A 20,545-nucleotide genomic window follows, 5' to 3' on the forward strand; every position below is an offset into this window, starting at 1 on the left:
TTTTAATGATTCAATAATAAGAACATAAATAGATACAACCAAAGCCCCCCTAAGAAATGCCAATAGTTCATACACATTTCAAGACTGATCATATTTTTGGAATGTACCTTGTAATTAAAGGACGAAATTAATACAATAATTAGAAATATCACACCACTAATTAAGTGTATTGCATGCAATCCAGTAAAGATATACAAGAAAGAGCCCGCAGGATTCCCTACAAAGTATACATCCCTATCCACCAACGCAACCCACGAATACCACTGAGAGACCAAGAAAGCTACCCCAAGGATACTAGTAATTACCATCCCTGTTTTCACAGCACTCAGCTCATCTTTTTTTGCAGAAAGATACGCCCAATGCAAAGTCAAACTACTCAATACAATAATTACGGAACTGTACCAGAAAATTTGAGGTAAGTCAAATTCTAACCAATTACCCTCAGATTGTCTAACGATATAGGCACTTGTAAGAGACGCAAAAATCATCACCACCGTTACAATAAACAACCATAATGCAAACTTTTTAGGATGCATAGAGATTGGTTGTTCTGCCCCTTCTATATATGCAAATTTCTCTTCCATATTAAACTTTATCCAGCAAGTATGCTATTTGTACAATTGGTAAATACAAGAATGACCCAAACATGATACGAAGTGCTGATTTTCTTGAGCAATCTCTCATCAATGAGAAGGTCTGAGCTAGAAACAATACCCCACACAAGGTGGCTACAATTCCAGAATTAATCCCTGTCAATCCAAAATAAGTAGGTAAAAGACCCAGCGGTAGCAAGAAAAGCGTGTAAATCATAATTTGAATTGCAGTATTCAAATCCTTTTTTCCACCACTCGGAAGCAATTTGAATCCAGCTCTTTTGTAGTCATCATCACCTACCCACGCAATAGCCCAGAAATGCGGAAATTGCCAGATAAACTGAATACCAAAGATAATTAAAGCCTCATGAGAAATCATACCAGTCGCAGCTGTCCAACCCAACAAAGGGGGCATAGCTCCTGGAATTGCACCAACAAACACTGCAATAGGGCCAACCCTCTTTAAAGGAGTATACACGAACACATATAAGATCATGCTGAGTACACCCAAAGCCGTTGTCAAGGGGTTAGTTAAGGACCACAAAATCACTACACCTGCAATAGCAATAAGAGATGTAAACCAATAAGCTTCTTTCAAGGAGATTAAATTTAATGGAAGCGGTCTATTTTGAGTTCGCTTCATTAATTTATCAAAATCCTTTTCCCAGATTTCATTTGCAGCACCAGAGGCTCCACTAATCAAGAGACCACCAATGATCAAACCAATGAAATTAACCCAGGAGAAATTTACTCCACTATCACCCAGAATAAATCCAAAGCCAGCAGAGAAAGTAACCAAGGCAGAGAGCCTCAGTTTTACAAGATCAGCATAAGCTTTCAAACGAAAACTTATGAAATCCAACAGCGCATCATTAGGTATGTTTAAAGTTCTCATGAACTTAATTTAACAGCTATTAATTGTTTTTGATCAGATAATTTCATCAACAGTAGGAACTGAATTCCAATCAATAAAGCACCAAACAACAAGTGAATAGGTTGTAGAAATGCAGGAATAGCAAAATAAGCCATACCAACACCTGAAAGGATTTCAATTACCAACACCACAAACAAGAGTTGGGTAAGTTTAAATATTACGGAGTTTCTTACGGTAAGTTTATATATCCTGTAGACAAAATAAATATGTATCGCAAGAATCGCTATACTGTAAGACCGATGAATCAGAAAGGATAAACCTAAATTATCAACCCATTCCGACCTCAATAAACCTCCGAATTGAAATGCAACTTGATCTACCGCTTCCCTCACTTGAGTCCCCAATACAATTTGTCCAATTGTAAGAACAAATCCAATAATCAAAACATTGAATAAGTAGTTTGGATTCTCTGTAACCTCTAGACGATCTTTGATTAATCGATTAGATCGGTAATACAAGTAAATTAATAAACAAACGATTACTAAAGCTAGAACCATGTGCACAGTTATCATCCAAGGCATCAAATTAGTAGATACTACTATAGAACCAATCCAAGCTTGAAAGAGAACTAGCAATACATTAAACACCGCCAACAGGGGAATAACCTTATCAGTTTTCCATAGAGGTAAGGAGCGGATCATTGTTATCAAAACCAATAATCCGATAACTGCACCAACCAATCTATTGAGGTATTCGATCCATGTCTTCACAGGATTAAATTCCTCTTCAATCAAAATGCTTTTATCATTTCGAATTTCTTCCGCCTTTTTATGGAAACCTAATGCTTCTAGGTTAGTAATAAAGCGATCATTTTTAACTAATCGCTTTTCTAGATAAATCTCCTGATAATTAGTTGGGAGCTGATCCACACTTGTCGGTGGAATCAAGCTCCCAAAGCATTTTGGCCAATCAGGACATCCCATACCAGAACCTGTACTACGGACAACCCCTCCAACCAGAATAAGAAAATAAACAGCTATCACAGTAATCAGAGATATACTGCGAAAGCTATTTATAGAATGATTAAACGGTTTTTGTTTCATCTGCCACTAACATAGCTTCTTCCTCTGCAATAATCTCCTTCTCTAACTTCACAAGCTCTTGCTCATGTGGTAAGTTAGATTCAGGCGTTGCAGACAAAGGAACTGTTTGAGGTATGAAATCCTCAGCAGCACCTGGCTTAGAGTAATCATAAGGCCATCTGTATACAGCAGGAATCTCCCCAGGCCAGTTACCATGACCAGGATTTATAGGGGTAGTCCACTCAAGAGTATTAGATCTCCATGGATTCATAGGAGCTTTACGACCTCTATACATGCTGTAGAAGAAATTGAATAAGAATATAGCCTGAGCAGCAAAAGTAATGATTGCAGCAGCTGATACAAACATATTCAAATCAGTGTACATATTCGTGAACTCAAAGTTTGTCCAAGAATAATATCGTCTAGGGAAACCAGCAATACCAATATAGTGCATTGGGAAGAACACCATATATACCCCAATGAAAGTTAACCAGAAGTGGATATAACCCAAACGAGCATCCATCATTCTACCAAACATCTTTGGGAACCAGTGGTACACACCAGCCATCAAACCGAAGAAAGAAGCAGAACCCATTACCAAGTGGAAGTGAGCTACTACGAAATAGGTATCATGTAATTGGATATCAATAGCAGAGTTACCCAAGAAAATACCCGTCAAACCTCCAGAAATAAAGAAGGAAACAAGCCCAATTGAGAATAACATGCCCGGAGTGAAAATCAAATTACCTCTCCACAATGTAGTCAAGTAATTAAATACTTTCACCGCAGAAGGAATGGCAATAATCAATGTCAGGAACATAAATATAGATCCTAAGAAAGGATTCATGCCTGAGACGAACATGTGGTGAGCCCAAACCACGAAGGAAAGGATAGCAATACCCAACATAGAAATAACCATCGCTTTGTAACCAAAGATTGGTTTTCTAGATTGAGTAGCAATAATTTCAGAGGTAATACCTAAAGCAGGCAATAATACAATATACACTTCAGGGTGTCCTAAGAACCAGAACAAGTGCTGATAAAGAACAGCGCTACCACCTGTATTAGGAAGTGCTTCACCACCAATGTAGATGTCAGAGAGGTAGAAAGAAGTTCCAAAGCTTCTATCAAATACCAACAACAAAGCAGCTGAGAACAATACAGGAAATGACAACAATCCAATAACAGCAGTCAAGAAGAAAGCCCAAATTGTTAATGGCAGTCTAGAGAATGACATACCTTTCGTTCTCAAGTTAATTACCGTTGTGATATAGTTGATACCACCAAGTAGGGAACTTGCAATAAAGAAAGTCATAGATATCAACCACAAAGTCATACCCAAACCAGAACCTGGCATTGCTTGCTCCAGCGCAGACAATGGCGGATATACTACCCAACCACCTGAAGCTGGTCCTGTTTCAATGAATAAGGAAATGAACATGATCACACCAGAAACGAAGAATAACCAGTAAGACAACATATTCATAAATCCTGAAGCCATATCACGGGCACCGATTTGAAGTGGGATCAAATAATTCGAGAAAGTACCACTCAAACCAGCAGTAAGCACAAAGAATACCATGATGGTACCGTGCATAGTTACCAATGCCAAATAGAAGTTAGGATCCAGTTTGCCACCTTCGTCAATCCAACCTCCTAGCAAAGGCTTAAGCCAGTGCAACTCCATGTCAGGGAAACCTAACTGTAATCTGAAAATAATAGACAAGGCACCACCAATGATAGCCCAGAAAATCCCCGTTACCAGGAATTGTTTCCCAATCATTTTATGATCAGTACTGAAGATATACTTGGTAATAAAATTGTCATGATGCTCATGATCATGGTGATCATGTGCAGTGGCATTGTGTAAAGCTGATTCTGCTGTCGCCATATTAATTGATATTTATTACTTGTATTCGCTGATGGTAATTTCAGCTAATTCTTTTAACTCCAAAGGTAGATCTGCAACTAAAGCAGGGTTGTTAACAATATATGGTTTTTGTTCAGCAACCCACTTTCTATATTCGTCAGGCTCTACCACTACAATTTCTCTCTTCATAGAGAAATGACCTCTTCCACAAATCTCGGTGCACGCAATTTCGTAGTTGAATTCAGGATTGTTCAATTCAGCCCTCATTTCAGCGGTAGTTTTTGTAGGAACAAACCAGAAACGAGTAGGCATCCCAGGAACAGCATCCATTTTCAAACGCATGTGCGGAGCAAATACAGAGTGCAATACATCTCTCGCACGGATTTTAAATAATACCGGCTCGCCCTTAGGGATATAAACTACAGGAGAAGAAAAATCATCTAATGCATTTCTATCTGTGAAATCAACTCCAGAAACATTTGAAGCATTGGTTAAGCGGTAATCATTAGCCCCTAATACATTATCCATTCCAGGATATCTCACTTCCCAAGCAAATTGATAACCCATCAATTCAACCACATGAGCATTTTCTGGCGCAGGAGCAGTAATATCTGTCCACGCTCTCCAACCACCAATTACCAACAAAGCTAAAACGATCGCTGGCACAACTGTCCAAATAACTTCTAGTTTGTTGTTATCAGGATAAAAGCTAGCCGATCTTTTTTCAGAGTACTGGTACTTGTAAGGAAATATGAATAATAGAATATGCGTAATGATGAATACAATACCAGTAACAGCCATTGTAATCCAAAACAACTGATCTGTTACCACACCATGTTCAGACGCAACTGGTAGATTGTAGTTATCAAACTCTTTGATTGAATACCAAAACATCAACCCACCTGCACCTACCAAGAACAAGATAAACATCAAGGCATTGACCTTATTGCTACCTGTTACAACCTTTTTATCACTGCCTTTTACAACAGAGACTAATGTCTGAATTCTATAGACCATCCAAATAATGGATAGTAATAGTAAAACTCCAACTGCAATCAGAAATCCGTACATAGAATTAATTTTTTCGGATAATTAAATATGATGATGATAACTTTCTTCCAACATTGGATGATTCTTCGCTACAAGGTTACCTTTACCCAAATTGCTCATTACAACCCAAGCAGCACCCGCACCATAAACTAAGAACATTCCAATTTCCATTAGACCAAAGCCACCATTGTGACCCAAAGTACCTGGTTGAACCATCAAGAAGAAGTCAAACCAATGTCCCAAGATAATCAAAGAACAAACAACCTTCAAGAAAATCCCATGTCTCTTTGCATCACGTGTCATTAAAACAAAGAATGGTAAGAAGAAGTTTAGGATTAGATTTACAAAAACAAACGGTCCATACACGTCAGACTGTAATCTTTCTACGAAGTACACAGATTCCTCTGGAATGTTCGCATAATAGATTAATAAGAACTGAGAAAACCATAGATAGGTCCAGAAAATAGAGAATCCAAAAACGAACTTCCCTAAGTCATGAATATGGTTTTCATTTACCATTTCAAGATAACCTTTATCCCTTAAGTACAGGGTGATCAAAGTAATTGCAGACAATCCCGCAACAAACCATGAAGCAAACATATACCATCCAAACAAAGTAGAGAACCAGTGAGTGTCAATAGACATTACCCAATCCCAAGCAGCGATAGAAGAAGAAACTGCAAAAAACACTAAGAAAAATGCAGACCAAGTTCTCATTTTTCTCCAATGTTCTGTTCCACCAACTCTATCCTCTTCAAAAGACAGCGCCTTCAATTTGTTAAAGAAGAAGATCCATACTCCAAGGAATACAAACATTCTTAGGACAAAGAAAATAGGGAACGTACCTTTTTCTAAAGGCCAGAAGAAGAAACCACCTTTACCATCAATGATATAATCATACTGAGGATCATTTTTATCAAAGAGATAAGCATGTGTCCAATGGAAAATGTCATGACTTACGATAAAGTAAGATACAATCAATAAACCAGCACCGATAGGCAACCAGTAACCAAGGGATAACATCACTCTAAGAATACCCGCAGACCATCCAGCCTGAGCAGCGTATTGAATAGCAAAGAAGAATACACCAATTACGGCAATACCTGTAAAATATACGTTATTGATCCATAAGTTGGCAAATAAACGCTGATACCAATGATAAGCATGAGCACCTTCCTCAGCACCATGATCATGGCCTCCAGTCATACTCAAAATAATACCAGCTACCAAAAGTACCGCACCAATTCCAAGCACAGTCATGATTGATTTTTTCAGCGCAGCCGAAAAATCAAATTTTTGGTCCAAATTGTAATTAGTTGTACTGTGACCCATGATTATTGTTTCTGAATTTCTTGTTTAACATAGTGAACAATTTTCCAAATTCTCTCCTGAGGAATTTGTGAACCGTGGGCACCCATTCTGCCTTTCCCTTTCATGATCACATGGAAAATATGACCTTCAGGCAAATCAATGTATGCACCACCTTTTAAATTTGCAACACCACCTACTACTTCACCAGCCTTACCATCACCTTCGCCATTATTACCATGACAGGTAGAGCAATATTGTCTGTACAACACCCTGCCCTCTGCTAATACTTGCTCGGTTAATTCAACAGGATTTTCAATTTTAGCGGCTTCTTCCAATTCGAATGCTTTCAAACGGTAAGGAAGAGCACCATCTTTGGTTCTTGGAACAGTATTAGCAACCGGTTCACGCATATTCATACGATTTGGGTTATTAATATTACTGTTGAAGAATTCACCCTTGCCATCTTCTCTTGTAGACAACCAAGAACCTTGGGATTCATCTACAATCTGATTCAATGGTTCGTAAGCTACGGAGTTATACATCTGAGGTGCATACTCATATCCAGGATGGTCACCAGAAGCTGTACAAGCACCCAAGAAAACAAGGCCTGACAACCCAAGTACATATATAGAATTCGTAATTTTCATAGCTTTCAATATTCTATTCAAAACTTTTTTTATTCACCTCAGAAGCACCCGAAGACTTCAATACTTCCGCTAACTTCTCTTCTTCCATGCTACTATTGACAGCTAGATCAATTGCCATGACATGCTTGTCATCAGTCACTCGCAAGTCAAAGATTCTAGCTTGACCCCAAGGCTTCAAGTTGGAGGACACGAAAAACACACCCACCATACCAAAAGCTGCCAAAAGTACCGTCAACTCGAAAGTTACCGGAACAAATACAGGAAATCCAGCATAATCTTTACCACCGATGATCATAGGCCAATCCCATTTCATCATGTAAAACTGCATCAACAAAGCCAAACTCGTTCCCAACATTCCGAAAAGGAAAGCTGCAATTGGTAGTTTGCTTCTTTTATATCCTAAGACATCGTCAATTCCGTGAACTGGGAAAGGTGAATAAACCTCGTGGATTTTTACTCCACTCTGACGAACTTTTGTAATTGCGTCTAATAGTACATCCTCATCGTCGTACACACCGAGGATAAAATTCTTATCTCTTTCCATGTCTTATTTAGTAACTTTTTCAGATGAAGATTTAACAATTGACTTAACTTCAGCCATGTTGATTACTGGGAAGAATTTAGCAAACAACAAGAATAAGGTGAAGAACAAACCGAAAGTAAACAAGTACACACCTACGTCAGCCCAAGTTGGATAGAACATCGCCCATGAAGAAGGCAAGAAGTCTCTGTGTAGGGAAGTAACAATGATTACAAATCGCTCAAACCACATACCGATATTTACCACTAAAGATAAGATAAAGGTAAGAACGATGGAAGTTCTAATCTTTTTGAACCAAAATAGCTGAGGGGAAATTACATTACAGGTCATCATGGCCCAATATGCCCACCAATACGGACCAAAAGCTCTGTTAACAAAAGCATATTGTTCTGGTGCGACACCGGAATACCAAGCAATGAAGAACTCCGTGATGTATGCAATACCAACAATGGACCCCGTAATGATAATTACAATATTCATCAACTCAATGTGTCCGATTGTGATATAATCTTCCAACTTAAATAGCTTCCTGGTGATGATCATCAAAGTCAATACCATGGCAAATCCCGAGAAGATCGCACCTGCAACGAAGTAAGGAGGGAAAATTGTTGTATGCCACCCAGGGATAACAGAGGTAGCGAAGTCAAAGGATACAATCGTGTGAACTGAAAGTACCAATGGAGTAGCCAAACCAGCCAAAATCAAGGCTACTGACTCATATCTGCTCCAAGTTTTAGCAGCTCCATCCCATCCAAATGCCAAAGCACCATAAATAGTTTTCCTTAGGCCTGTAGCTCTGTCTCTAATAGTTGCAAAATCAGGAATCAAACCAATATACCAGAACACTAGGGATACTGAGAAGTAAGTAGAAATCGCAAACACATCCCACAATAGAGGAGAGTTGAAATTCACCCACAATGAACCCCAGGTATTTGGAAGAGGCAAAGCCCAATAGGCACCCACCCATGGTCTACCCATGTGGATAATTGGGAACATTGCCGCGCAAATTACAGCAAAAATTGTCATCGCTTCAGCAGCACGGTTGATAGCCATTCTCCATTTCTGTCTGAATAGCAACAATACTGCGGAAATCAATGTACCAGCGTGACCAATACCGACCCACCAGACGAAGTTGGTGATGTCCCAAGCCCAACCGATAGTTTTATTCAACCCCCACATTCCAATACCTTCCCAAAGAGTGGCTGCCAAAGCAAGTCCCCCTAAGCCCAAGGCACCAACGGAAACCAAAAGACCAAGAATCCAGCCAATGGATGGCTTTCCCTCTACCTGTCTTGAGATATCATGGGTTACATCTTTTAAGGTTTTACCGCCGGTTATTAGCGGCTCGCGTACGGATGAAGTTACCTGCATATCTTTAAAATTATTAATTACGCTTCTGTTATATCCTTATTTCTGATTTTGGTAAAGTACCATACATTTGGATTTACATTCAAGTATTCCAATACATGGTATGCTCTTTCCTCACCCACCTCTTTTGTTGGAGAATCGTTGTTATCTTCGATCTTCAACATTTTGGTGATGTTGCTTTCAGGATCATTCATATCACCAAAAACAATCGCATTCGTAGGACAAGCCGTAGCACAAGCTGTGTTAATTTCACCATCTTGTACTTTTCTACCTTCTTTTTTAGCAGTCAGCTTACCTGACTGAATACGCTGCACACACATGGAGCATTTCTCAATCACACCACGTGCTCTAACTGTAACATCCGGATTCAATACCATTTTACCCATATCATCATTTTGGGCAACGTTCACAGCTGCAAAAGCCTTGTTATCATGATACTTGAACCAGTTGAATCTTCTTACTTTGTACGGACAGTTGTTTGCACAGTATCTAGTACCGATACATCTGTTGTACGTCATTTGATTCAAACCTTCTGAAGAGTGTGTGGTAGCAGCTACTGGACATACTGTCTCACAAGGAGCGTTGTTACAATGCTGACACATCATTGGTTGGAAGATGACTTCTGGATTATCAGCAGCAGCTTCTAATTCCTTGTTACTAGAAGCACCTTCCGGAGAGGAGTAGTATCTATCGATACGGATCCAAGCCATCTCTCTTCTATTCAACACTTCCTCTTTACCAACAACAGACACGTTGTTTTCCACTTGACATGCTACAGTACATGCACCACAACCGATACATGAGTTCATGTCAATCGCTAATCCCCAGTGGTGATTAGAATATCTGTGACCTTTCCACAAGGAAATCTTACTTGGCTTCACAAACTCCCCTTCCATATACACTTTAGGGAAATCTCTACCTGCGGATGGATTTTCTTTATATTCTGGCAATGTAGACTCCTGGATAACATACTGTCTATCCATGTAGGTCTGATGCGTCTGCGTTTGAGCAATTTTATAAGAATCACTAGTAAGCTCAACACTTACGCCTTCCGTGATTTCATATGATGTAAAGCCATTTGCATTCGTAAGCAATTCATAGGCATTGACCCCTACTCCATTAGCTACTCTACCTGCTTTAGATCTACCGTAACCTAAGGCCAACCCTACGGTTCCCTTTGCTTGACCAGGCTGAACCAATACAGGAACTGTTATGGTTTTATCACCAATAGTAACTTTCGCTTTTTTAGTAGCACCTTCAAACATTTTTAAGCCTTGCTCTGCAGCCCAAGACTGAGACACTGTCAAGTAGTTATCCCAAGTAGCCTTAGAGATAGGATCAGACATTTCCTGCAACCATGGGTTGTTAGCAAAAGTACCGTTACCTAGACCTACTTTCGTATATACCACCAATTCAGTACCTGCATTATCTGCTTTGTACACTCTGTTGATAGCACTTGCAGCAACAGAAACATCAGCAGAACCTGTTACAGGAGTAGATGTGCTTTCTACTGCATATACACCATTGAACAATGATCTATCCCAAAACTCCTGGAAACTTGTAGTCTCTGACTGAGTTGAGAAAAGTGTAGATCTCCAGTTCTCCTGTAAGAAATCGTAATAGTTAGTGTCATTGCCCGCCCAAATCAAGAATGACTCCTGAGCTTGGCGAGTATTAAATAATGGAGAAATTACAGGCTGCGATAAGCTGTAGTGTCCTTTTCTTGGATTGAAATCATTCCAAGACTCCAAATAATGATGATCAGGTGCAACAAACTTCACCAAAGAAGCTGTCTCATCTAAAGTACCATTAGTAGCAACAGAAACTTTAGCTTTTGCAATAGCCTCACCAAGTTCAGCTCCATTTACAAAATCGTAAACAGGGTTACAATTGAAGAAAACTACACCACCAACTCTACCCGCTTTCAAATCAGTAACAAACTGATTCATTTTGGCATCGTTTCCTTTTCTGAAATATGTTGGAGTAGAGAAGTCTACAGTAGCACCGTTATTGTCAAGTAAATCATTGATTGCATTGATGACTACCTGAACATTTGGATCGTTGGACCCAGACACCACGATAGATTTTCCTCTGTTTGCCCATAATTCATTAGCAGCCTTATCCAAATATTCAATTTCTACAGCAGCACCTGAAACAGTAGCAGCACCCGCTTTTCTTGCAATAGCATTATATAATGCTAACACCGCTAAGCCATTTTGAGAAGCTTTGATAGGAGTTCTGTAGTCTGCATTCGCACCAGTCAAGGAAAGATTTGACTCAAATTGGAAATGCCTAGACATAGTCGGCTTCTCTTTAGTAATCTTTCTTGTCTTGCTGTACTGCTTAGCAAATTCAATTGGTGAAATCCATGTTCCTAAGAAATCAGCTCCAAAGCTTACAATTACAGAAGCTTTGTTGAAATGATAGGTAGGAAGGACAGCAGATCCGTAAGTCATTTCTGCTGCTTTGGTAATACCATAAGCTGAAACTGGATCATATGTAATTACTTCCGCTCCACCAAAAGCATCTGCGAACTGCTGCAATGCTTTTTCTGTGGAAGGTGAAAGGATAGTATTCGTTACAATTTTGACAGCACCCGCAGAAGCCAATTGAGATTTAACCTGTGCATCAAGTGCAGACCATTCTACTTGCTCTCCATCAGCCAAAGGCCCGGCCAAACGTTGCTTGTCATATAAAGACAATACGGAAGCTTCTACTATGGCGGAAGTACCACCTTGGGAGATGGGTGAAAGTTCGTTACCGTCAATTTTTATTGGTCTACCTTCACGGGTCTTCACTACGATAGAAGCATAATCACCGCCAGAAGCGAATGTTGACGCATAGTAGTTTGGAATAGAAGGATTGATATCAACCGGCTTATTTACATAAGGGATTGCTTTTCTGACAGGAGCCTCACAAGCTGCCAAAGAAGCTGCTGCCAAACTGAATCCCATCATTTTCAAGAAATCTCTACGAGAAGAGCCATCTAAAGTAGACGGACCCTCCGGAAACTCTCTTTCAGCATTTCTGATAACTGACTCATCATTGGTCAGTTCTTCTAACCCTTTCCAGTAGGTTTTTTTATTTTCTTTCATTGTATATTCAAGAAAAGTAGGTTCCTAATTGATTTAAATTAATAGTGACACTTAGAGCATTCCAAACCACCGATATCTTTCACTTTTAGTGAACCTTTAGATCCGGAATGAAGCTGAACTAATTTATCATAGTACTCATTACCCTGAGCTTTGATGTCAGTCTGTCTATGACAGTCGATACACCAACCCATTGTTAGAGAAGAATGCTGATATACAACTTCCATCTCTTCGATAGGTCCGTGACAAGTCTGACACTCAATGCCACCTACTACTACGTGCTGTGCATGGTTGAAGTAAGCCAAATCAGGTAGGTTGTGAATCCGAACCCACTCAATTGGTTTGTTTTCTTCTACTGCTGCATAAATTTTTGCAATTTCAGGAGACATCCCATCCTGACCACCAACATTTTGAATGTGCATGTGACAGTTCATACAAATATTTGCAGAAGGAATGTTGGCAGATTTACCTAGCTCAACGCCTGTATGACAATACTGACACTCGATTTCATACTGTCCAGCGTGTAAAGCGTGAGAGAATGCGATAGGCTGTGTAGGTGCATATCCTTGTTGAATACCTACTGAATACAAACCGTCGATTGCTGTTTTCGCTACTAATGCTACTACAAGAGCAGTGACAATCAGGACAAAAGCATCGCTTTTAACTAATTTCGAAAAATTAAATCGCTGATTGATAAATTCTTTATCATCTTCTTCCAGGTTTTGAGTACCTAGGTACTTGGTTAAGATCGAGATAATCAATCCTAGAACAATCAGAATCAACAATAATACAATAACCAATACTGCAAGAATAATGGTCAAGTATTCGCTTGGTACCCCTGCACCACCAGCGGCAACCGCGCCTCCACCATCGCCAGTGGCTGCTACTGCTTCAGCTTTATCGCCATACTCAATGTAAGCCAAAAGGTTCATCACATCATCATCTGACAAGAACTCATGAGCCGGCATCAAAGTCTGATTCCATTGGTTGTAAAGGGCCACTGCATCTGCATCACCGGATGCGATAAGAGCCTGAGAATTTCGGATGAATTTCGTAGCCCAATCTAAAGTTCTTCTTTCTGTAACCCCTCTCAAGGCAGGACCCACGTTGTTTTGGTCTAGCCTGTGACAAGCTCTACAATTCGAATTAAAGATTGATTTACCGGCAGAAATTGCCTCCTCACTGTCTGAGACTTCAGGATTAGCTGCCATGACCCCACTTCCAAGCAATAGGAAGAAAAACATCATAACGTAACCAAATCTCAAGGGAACACTTAATAAAGAGCGCTTGATCGACATATTTATTGTTTATTAAACAGTTTTTTCACCTATACGGATAATCCCTGCAAATGTACTACCCCAATTCTATTTTTCAAACTAAGGACAAATACCCTACGAATAGACTTAAAAAAAAGTTTATTTTTTATAAGGGCTTGAAATGCAGTTGATTAATTCGAAAACGACACAAACTTGACTTATTTAGAAAAATTATAAATAAAGAAATCTTTCACGCAACATGAGCAATGAGGTGATTTTGGATTTTCCAAGCCTTTTTTCATATAAATGCAATTTATATCAAGTATAAATTACCCTTATGCTTAAAATTTTATTTTCAAATATTTTTTGGGAGATGATTCTATTTTCCTACCTTTGCCCAACGAAAAAAGGTCGTGTGGCCGAGTGGCTAGGCAGAGGTCTGCAAAACCTTGTACAGCGGTTCGAATCCGCTCGCGACCTCCCTCAAGGCATCCTCAAAAAGGATGCTTTTTTTTTATTAAAACCATTACCATTCGTACATGCTCCACAACAGATATTTTTATTGAAAAATTATCTTGGAAGGTATCTGTCGGAAAACCTCTGTAGTCTTCTGGATTTAATTCTTGGTTGTCAGACGGTACCCAAAACCCAGTTGCAAACCCACTTCTGTCAATCTAACATTCTGCTGACTTGCACCAAGCACTGCATGCTGCTTGAAGTTGGGTTGGAGATAAATAAGCCATTTGTTCATTGTATGGTAGAGATTCAATCCTACCAAATACCCTAAACCAGATTGCTTCATCCATGCACTAGATTCTGAAAGTTGCATACCCAAGATTGGCCCTGCTTGAAAAGAAAAAAAAGAAGTGACATCATAGGTAGCTAGGATCGGGATACTTAGGTAACGAAATGGTTCATCTCGAACAGAAAGAGTTAGACCACCTAGTTGAGGCATCGTCCCTGGGGTCGGTAATGGGCGGTAGGTAAGCATTGCTAGTGTATAGGTAATTCCCGATTCTATTCCCCAGCGGCTTTCCTGCTGCCATGAAACTCGTAGTCCGTATTCTCTCAATGCATCTACATTCAACGATGAACCTCCATCTAGAAAACTTCCAACAAATACTGCATCAGACAACCCCGTAAAAACTTTAATCTGCCATTCAGACTGCCCTAGGACAGGAAGCTGCATCGTCACCCAAAAAATCACCAATACCCAGATATATTTTTTCATAGATATAGACCTTTAGAATGGTAAGACGTAATATATGAATCAAACGCTACAAGCTTAGCGAAAATAGTGACTAGGTGATTGAGTAGTTGGTTGATTAAGTGATTTAAAAGTCAACTGCTAACTGTCCACAGTCAGCAGTTGGAGTTGTAGTGGAAAAATTAGTACTCATTTTTATTTCCAGAAACCCTACTTGGTTCTTGGTACTTGGTACTTGATACAACTTCCAGTAGGACGAGAACTTTCCCAAAGTTTAAAACTTTGGGAAAGTTCTCCAATGGCTAACAATTCTGTCTTGTTTCTTGTTTCTTGCCTCTTTGATTCAAACCATTGAAGTACTAACCAAAAATGAAAAACTAATCAATCAGCGATGCCTTGACCAACGTTCTTGTTCCACCGCTATTACTAACTGGAAACACCAAGGATCTACCATTATCAGTCCAAGAAATAGTTATCCCAAATTCAGACACACGCATTCCAAGTTGGGTTACTTCAAAAAATGTCACTTGTTTGACTGCACCAGTAAGCATATCAAGAATCCAGATTTGAGGGGTTCCCGATCTATCGGAAACAAATGCCATCTTATAGGGATCAACAGGTGACAAAGAAGGAGCATAATCATTCCATTGGGAAACCAACACCTCTACTTTTAGCCTTCCTCTACTCATATCAAACCCGAAAATATGATATACAGGTAAATCATTGAACAATTGCAAATGATCTGCAACTACCATTGCATTGATACGTGAAACATCCAGCCCACGGAATACTGCCTGATTGGTCACGAGATTGACACCATCATCGAAGGACGTAAATACGGGAGTTACAACTCCTGAGAAATCACGTTTCCAAATACCAAAATCCCCACTTGCTAGGGAGTCAGCATAAAAAAACACCTCTTGATCATCATTACTGAAACTTGGGACTGCTTGTTGGTGCAAACCTCCACTGAATAGGCTAAATTCTTCGGTATTCAAATTATAAATCTCCAGATGTGTTGGCCGGATTCCTTGTGGTATTTGGTCAGAGCCTGCGCCAACACTGTAAATCAATCGCTTACCATCCGAAGACCAGTTCGGATGATTGGCATTTCTTCGAACTAAGCGGTTTTCCTGTGTCAGTTGATCAAAAACAAATAAGCTCAACGCTCGACGCTCCTCACCATTCTCCGCAAATCTCACATCTGAGACATAAGCTATTTGATCCCCTGATGGGCTCAAGCTAGGGTGTAAAATACCATGTGGCCCAAGACCAGAATCGAATATAGACTCTATTTCAGGAGACTTCCCCGGAACAATCATCACCGTGTTGGAATCCACTTGTACTCCCGCTAGATTGGATCGGATAAAAAATTCATAAGGCTTACCCTTCCTTACATTATCAACTAAATATTGGCTTGTCCCTCTTGACAAACGGACTAATCGTTCAAAATTTTGCGAATTAGGCCATTTTACAAACAAATCATAAGAACTTGCTTCAGCTTCCTGGACACAGCGCCAACCATTGCAAATCCTGAAATTTCCCCACATCAATAAAATATTACCGTCATCTGTCAATTCTGAAAGTAAGGTAGCTCTTGCTAGAGATACCCCTTCAGGAATCGGGTCATCCCAGTGTTCCTCGCAGGAAGCCACCGTAAAAAGGAAAGAAATCCCTACAATCAACCCAAAAAACCTATTATTCAATGCTATGCTCATGACTAAGTTTTAAAATACCTGTATCTATTTCCTAATTCACTCGTGTAGAATTTAATTTATAGGCTACTCCAAGCTGTAACCCAAACTCTGTCAACCGAGTATTGCTTTGATTGAAGCCTATGGCTGCATGTTGCTTAAAATTAGGTTGTAAAAACACACCTAATCGGTCAAAATAGTGTTGCAAATTAACACCAACTAAGTAACCTATCCCTGATTGTTCCATCCAGCTACTGTATTCAGACTGCTGAAATCCAAGCAGAGGCCCTGCTTGCAAGGAAAGAAAGGATGTAATATCAAAGGTAGCCAAAATCGGCACATAGAGGTATTCAAATGGCATTTCACTGATGACTGTCAGCGATGCAGGTCTTGGGGGAGGGTTAAATATAGGAATCCACATAGTATTGAAATTTAGTACAGCCCTCGAATATGTGAAGCCTAACTCTACCCCCCATTTACTTTCACTCTTCCATGCAACACGAAAACCATATTCCTGAAATCTATCTATGTTCAAATTCGGCGCACCAAGTAACATATTCCCCGAAAAAGCAGCATCCGACACCCCCGCAAAAGCTTTGACTTGCCAGTCAGCCTGCGCCAGTGCCGGAAGCTGCAAAGTCACCCCAAAAAGTATTATTCCCCAGATTAGTTTTTTCATAGTTTATGGCCTTTATAAAAATAAGACGCAGATAAGAAGTAAAACGCTACAAGCGTAATGAAATTAGTGTTTGGTGATTGAGTAATTGGTTGATTGAGTGATTGGTTGATTGAGTAATTAGTTGATTAAGTGCTTGGTTGATTAAGTGATTTAAAAGTCAACTGCTAACTGTCCACGGTCAACAGTTGGATTCCAGTAGAAAGACAAGTACTCTTTTTTATTACCCTAAACCCTACTTGGTTCTTGGTACATCTTAGTGATTAGTTGATTAGTAATTGGTTAATTAAGTGACAAAGTGTTAACTGCTAACTGTCCACGGTCGACAGTTGGATTTGTAGTAGAAAAACAAGTACACTTTTTTATTACCGGAAACCGTACCTAGTACTTTGTACTTGGTACTTGGTACATCTTAGTGATTGGAAGTCAACTGCTAACTGTCCGCGGTCAACAGTTGGATTCGAGTAGAAAAGTAAGTACTCTTATTTATTACCTGAGTCCCTACTTGGTACTTGGTACTTTGTACTTGGTACATTTTAGTGATTAGAAGTCAACTGCTAACTGTCCACGGTCGACAGTTCGATTCCTAGTATAAAAACGAGTACTCCTTTTTTTAACCAGAAAACCTACTTGGTTCTTGGTACTTGGTACAATTTCCAGTAGGACGAGGAACTTATCCAATGTTTAAAACTTGGGAAAAATTCTCCAATGACTAACAATTCTGTCTTGTTTCTTACCGCTTGTCTCTAAACATAATTCCTAAGCCCTAATTTCCCATTCCTAATTACTTATTCCTAATTAAACATCCCTTCTCCTCAACTGTAGCTTATAAAACGTCAAGAAATCTTGTTCTTCTCCAATGAAATCGTCGTCTCTTAAGGCATAGAATGGTTTTTCTACTGATTCGATGTTTAGAATTTTTCCTACCCGATATGGAACTACGATTTCGTTCGAAAAAGAATCGTTTGGAAAAACTAATCTCAAAATTTGCCTTTGAAATTGCTTGTATAACGGAAAGTTTTTAGGAATATTTAATTCATTTTGTAAAAAGACATCCTCTTCTATCCCTTCTGTATAAATTAATACAGATCCCTTTTCTGTGACAAAAAACTGCTTAATATGTCCATCAAGCATTCTTGTACCAGATATATATTGATATTTCTGTGAATGTTCCCCATTATCCAAAAATTTGCTCGGCATAAAATCTATAGAAGACATGTACTCCCCTCCATTGTTTAAGTCATACTTATGGATAAACGTCTCATTGCTTAACACTAATTCGAGTATATTTCCCTGAATACCGAATTGCAACCATGGCCTTTCATAAAATTTATCAGAAGCATATCTTGATATCGAAGGTATTTTAATGATTGGGGTAGCCTCCCGAGTTTCGGGATTGATTTTTTCCAATAAATAATGGTCTCTAAAAAAATGAGGGTCATAAGGATTCGCACCATCTCTACCAGGATAAAAACTAATTAAATGTTTATTCCAATATTCCAAGGTTCGAAAAAAACCACCACCATCTTTTGCTTCGGTTGGAAAAGGTAGTTTTATCTCTTGCTTGAGGGTTAAGTCAGGGTTCAATTCGTATAACCAACCTATGAAACTCGCCGAAAAAAGTCCCCCTCCGTCAGTCAATCTTAATTTTGAAGGATAATATAATGAACCCGGACCCTCATAAGGAAAAGAATTCTCATATAGTATTCTTCCAGTTGAATCAAATGCTATTAACTTATTCTCCTTATAGTTAAAAATAACAGCTTGACCGTTTCTATAGTCTGCTCCACCAATTGTCCCCAGATAATCTACCTGTATAGAATCCAAAATAACCAGCTCCCAATCATTAGAATATGTAATAGTATCATTCTCTTTTTTGGCACAAGAGCAAACAAAAAAAACAGCTACTATCAGCATCAAAGAAACTCGTTCCTTACTCATGTTTTTTTAGTTGTACTTTATAAATCCTTAAAAAGTCTTCTTCTTGCTCTACACTAGCACTCCGCTCCATCCAGAGATAACTGCCACTGGAAGCAAATCCAGCTTGGTTGACTCCTTCTGGGAAGGGCACATTTCCCACTATATCCAAGCTTTTTCGATCCAGAACCAAAACCCCCTTAGTTACTTCCTTCTCATACTTGTTATAAAGCTCAAGGAATGCCTTTGAATCACCAGAGCCCTTCAATGCATTTATCTCCTTCTCTTTACTTTCAGAAAATCCACCATAATACTGTATTAAAACATATTCGTCCACAACATGTATATTCCTGATTGATGGAGTACTGGCTTTGACTGACATTGATCCTTCATAAAATTCATCACGGGAAGTAATGGAAAGCTTTTCGAAGCCGGGAATACTTAAAGAAACGGAATTTTCCAGTATAGCTCCTTCTGAACTAAGAGCATAAACGTACAATTTGGGATCCCCTCCCAAAGCCACATAGAGTTTATCTCCAACAGCTTCTAAAGCTGGCGCATAATCACTTGCAAAATAGCCATTCCCATCCAAGAACTGACTTCCATCTTCAAACGGTACAATTTCAATAAATTCACCACGATTAATATTTATAAGCTCAAGTGCTTTAAAGGTATCATAAAACTGCTGCTCACCGGGATAAGTACCACGGGTACGTACAGAATTACTAAGTAAAAAAGCATTGCCCCCTATAGAGGTAGTTTCCATTCCTTTCCCCACAAAGATCATCGTAGCAGCCCCCTCTAAAGATTCTGGATGTGCCAATCGCTGAAGCAAATTACCTTCCAAATCATATATAAATATTCCATTCATCCCAGATACAGCAATGCTATTTTCATTAACAAAGCCCGGAAATTCTAAAAGAAAACCGTGTGCATCCGGTATATCTCCGGTCTTTGCAAAGGTATTGATTACCTTTCCTGTATCATCTGTAAATACAAAGCCCCTACTTGAGAAATCGAAAAATACCAACCGTTTTCCTTCTGGACTTACATCCACAAGCATGAGACTACCTAATACATCAACATCCAATGAGTCTACAAAATCGAATGAAAAACTCAACTGAAGATCGGACTCTTCCACTGTTGGGCGGGAACAGGAAATTAGACCTAAAGCAATCAGGAGAAAAAAACTAAATTGTTTCATAATGTTATCATGCTAACTAAAGCAAGTGTACACAATTGTCTTTAAAAAATCAACTAAAGGAGATTTATTTTAGAATAAAGAAGATACAACCGGCGTGATGGAATTAAAATCAGGGAAGACGATCAAAAAAACCGAGCCACTCTTTTGTGGAAACAGTGAACGA

16 protein-coding genes and 1 tRNA gene are annotated in these 20,545 nt (G+C 39.2%); 1 reads left to right on the plus strand and 16 read right to left on the minus strand.

What is annotated here, in order from left to right:
* Window positions 1-2: 2 nt before the first annotated feature.
* The 11 genes from ACXIUD_RS04740 to ACXIUD_RS04790 are packed head-to-tail and all read right to left on the minus strand — an operon-like array spanning window position 3 to window position 13,726.
* Window positions 3-584, minus strand: a complete 582-nt coding sequence (locus ACXIUD_RS04740; protein WP_458051468.1) for a cytochrome c oxidase subunit 3 — start codon at window positions 582-584, stop codon at window positions 3-5.
* Between the two features lies 1 nt (window position 585).
* Window positions 586-1,488: a heme o synthase gene (gene cyoE, locus ACXIUD_RS04745; protein WP_458051469.1), complete on the minus strand. Its 903-nt coding sequence runs from the start codon at window positions 1,486-1,488 to the stop codon at window positions 586-588.
* Window positions 1,485-2,570: a COX15/CtaA family protein gene (locus tag ACXIUD_RS04750; protein WP_458051470.1), complete on the minus strand. Its 1,086-nt coding sequence runs from the start codon at window positions 2,568-2,570 to the stop codon at window positions 1,485-1,487. The genes cyoE and ACXIUD_RS04750 overlap by 4 nt, the downstream gene beginning before the upstream one ends.
* Window positions 2,551-4,440, minus strand: coding sequence for a cytochrome c oxidase subunit I (locus tag ACXIUD_RS04755; protein ID WP_458051471.1), 1,890 nt, complete (start codon window positions 4,438-4,440; stop codon window positions 2,551-2,553). Before ACXIUD_RS04755 ends, ACXIUD_RS04750 begins: the two co-directional genes overlap by 20 nt.
* Before the next feature lie 15 nt (window positions 4,441-4,455).
* Window positions 4,456-5,490, minus strand: coding sequence for a cytochrome c oxidase subunit II (locus ACXIUD_RS04760; protein WP_458051472.1), 1,035 nt, complete (start codon window positions 5,488-5,490; stop codon window positions 4,456-4,458).
* A gap of 21 nt (window positions 5,491-5,511) precedes the next feature.
* Window positions 5,512-6,801 carry a quinol:cytochrome C oxidoreductase gene (locus tag ACXIUD_RS04765; protein ID WP_458051473.1) on the minus strand — a complete coding sequence of 430 codons (1,290 nt, stop codon included), beginning with the start codon at window positions 6,799-6,801 and terminating at the stop codon, window positions 5,512-5,514.
* 2 nt (window positions 6,802-6,803) lie between these two features.
* Window positions 6,804-7,427 carry a c-type cytochrome gene (locus ACXIUD_RS04770; RefSeq protein WP_189581321.1) on the minus strand — a complete coding sequence of 208 codons (624 nt, stop codon included), beginning with the start codon at window positions 7,425-7,427 and terminating at the stop codon, window positions 6,804-6,806.
* Window positions 7,428-7,440: 13 nt separating this feature from the next.
* Window positions 7,441-7,971 (minus strand): DUF3341 domain-containing protein, encoded by a 531-nt coding sequence (locus ACXIUD_RS04775; RefSeq protein ID WP_458051474.1) that lies wholly within the window; start codon window positions 7,969-7,971, stop codon window positions 7,441-7,443.
* Window positions 7,972-7,974: 3 nt separating this feature from the next.
* The gene (gene nrfD, locus ACXIUD_RS04780; RefSeq protein ID WP_458051475.1) at window positions 7,975-9,339 is read right to left on the minus strand and encodes an NrfD/PsrC family molybdoenzyme membrane anchor subunit; all 1,365 of its coding nucleotides are present in this window, start codon (window positions 9,337-9,339) and stop codon (window positions 7,975-7,977) included.
* Window positions 9,340-9,356: 17 nt separating this feature from the next.
* Complete coding sequence (locus ACXIUD_RS04785) at window positions 9,357-12,431, minus strand: TAT-variant-translocated molybdopterin oxidoreductase (protein ID WP_458051476.1); 3,075 nt, start codon at window positions 12,429-12,431, stop codon at window positions 9,357-9,359.
* Between the two features lie 38 nt (window positions 12,432-12,469).
* A complete protein-coding gene (locus tag ACXIUD_RS04790; protein WP_458051477.1) occupies window positions 12,470-13,726 on the minus strand; it encodes a c-type cytochrome in 1,257 nt (418 codons plus the stop codon).
* 367 nt (window positions 13,727-14,093) lie between these two features.
* Between ACXIUD_RS04790 and ACXIUD_RS04795 the strand changes: the two genes are divergently transcribed.
* Window positions 14,094-14,164: transfer RNA gene (locus ACXIUD_RS04795), tRNA-Cys, on the plus strand.
* 136 nt (window positions 14,165-14,300) lie between these two features.
* Here ACXIUD_RS04795 and ACXIUD_RS04800 read toward each other — a convergent pair.
* From ACXIUD_RS04800 to ACXIUD_RS04820, 5 genes are all read right to left on the minus strand, one after another.
* Window positions 14,301-14,915 carry a hypothetical protein gene (locus ACXIUD_RS04800; RefSeq protein WP_458051478.1) on the minus strand — a complete coding sequence of 205 codons (615 nt, stop codon included), beginning with the start codon at window positions 14,913-14,915 and terminating at the stop codon, window positions 14,301-14,303.
* Window positions 14,916-15,268: 353 nt separating this feature from the next.
* Window positions 15,269-16,609 (minus strand): TolB family protein, encoded by a 1,341-nt coding sequence (locus ACXIUD_RS04805; protein WP_458051479.1) that lies wholly within the window; start codon window positions 16,607-16,609, stop codon window positions 15,269-15,271.
* A 31-nt stretch (window positions 16,610-16,640) separates the two neighbouring features.
* A complete protein-coding gene (locus tag ACXIUD_RS04810) occupies window positions 16,641-17,264 on the minus strand; it encodes a hypothetical protein (protein ID WP_458051480.1) in 624 nt (207 codons plus the stop codon).
* A 795-nt stretch (window positions 17,265-18,059) separates the two neighbouring features.
* Window positions 18,060-19,202 (minus strand): hypothetical protein, encoded by a 1,143-nt coding sequence (locus ACXIUD_RS04815; RefSeq protein WP_458051481.1) that lies wholly within the window; start codon window positions 19,200-19,202, stop codon window positions 18,060-18,062.
* The gene (locus ACXIUD_RS04820) at window positions 19,195-20,382 is read right to left on the minus strand and encodes a hypothetical protein (RefSeq protein WP_458051482.1); all 1,188 of its coding nucleotides are present in this window, start codon (window positions 20,380-20,382) and stop codon (window positions 19,195-19,197) included. The genes ACXIUD_RS04815 and ACXIUD_RS04820 overlap by 8 nt, the downstream gene beginning before the upstream one ends.
* Window positions 20,383-20,545 lie beyond the last annotated feature (163 nt).

It is taken from the genome of Mongoliitalea sp., assembly GCF_054166905.1.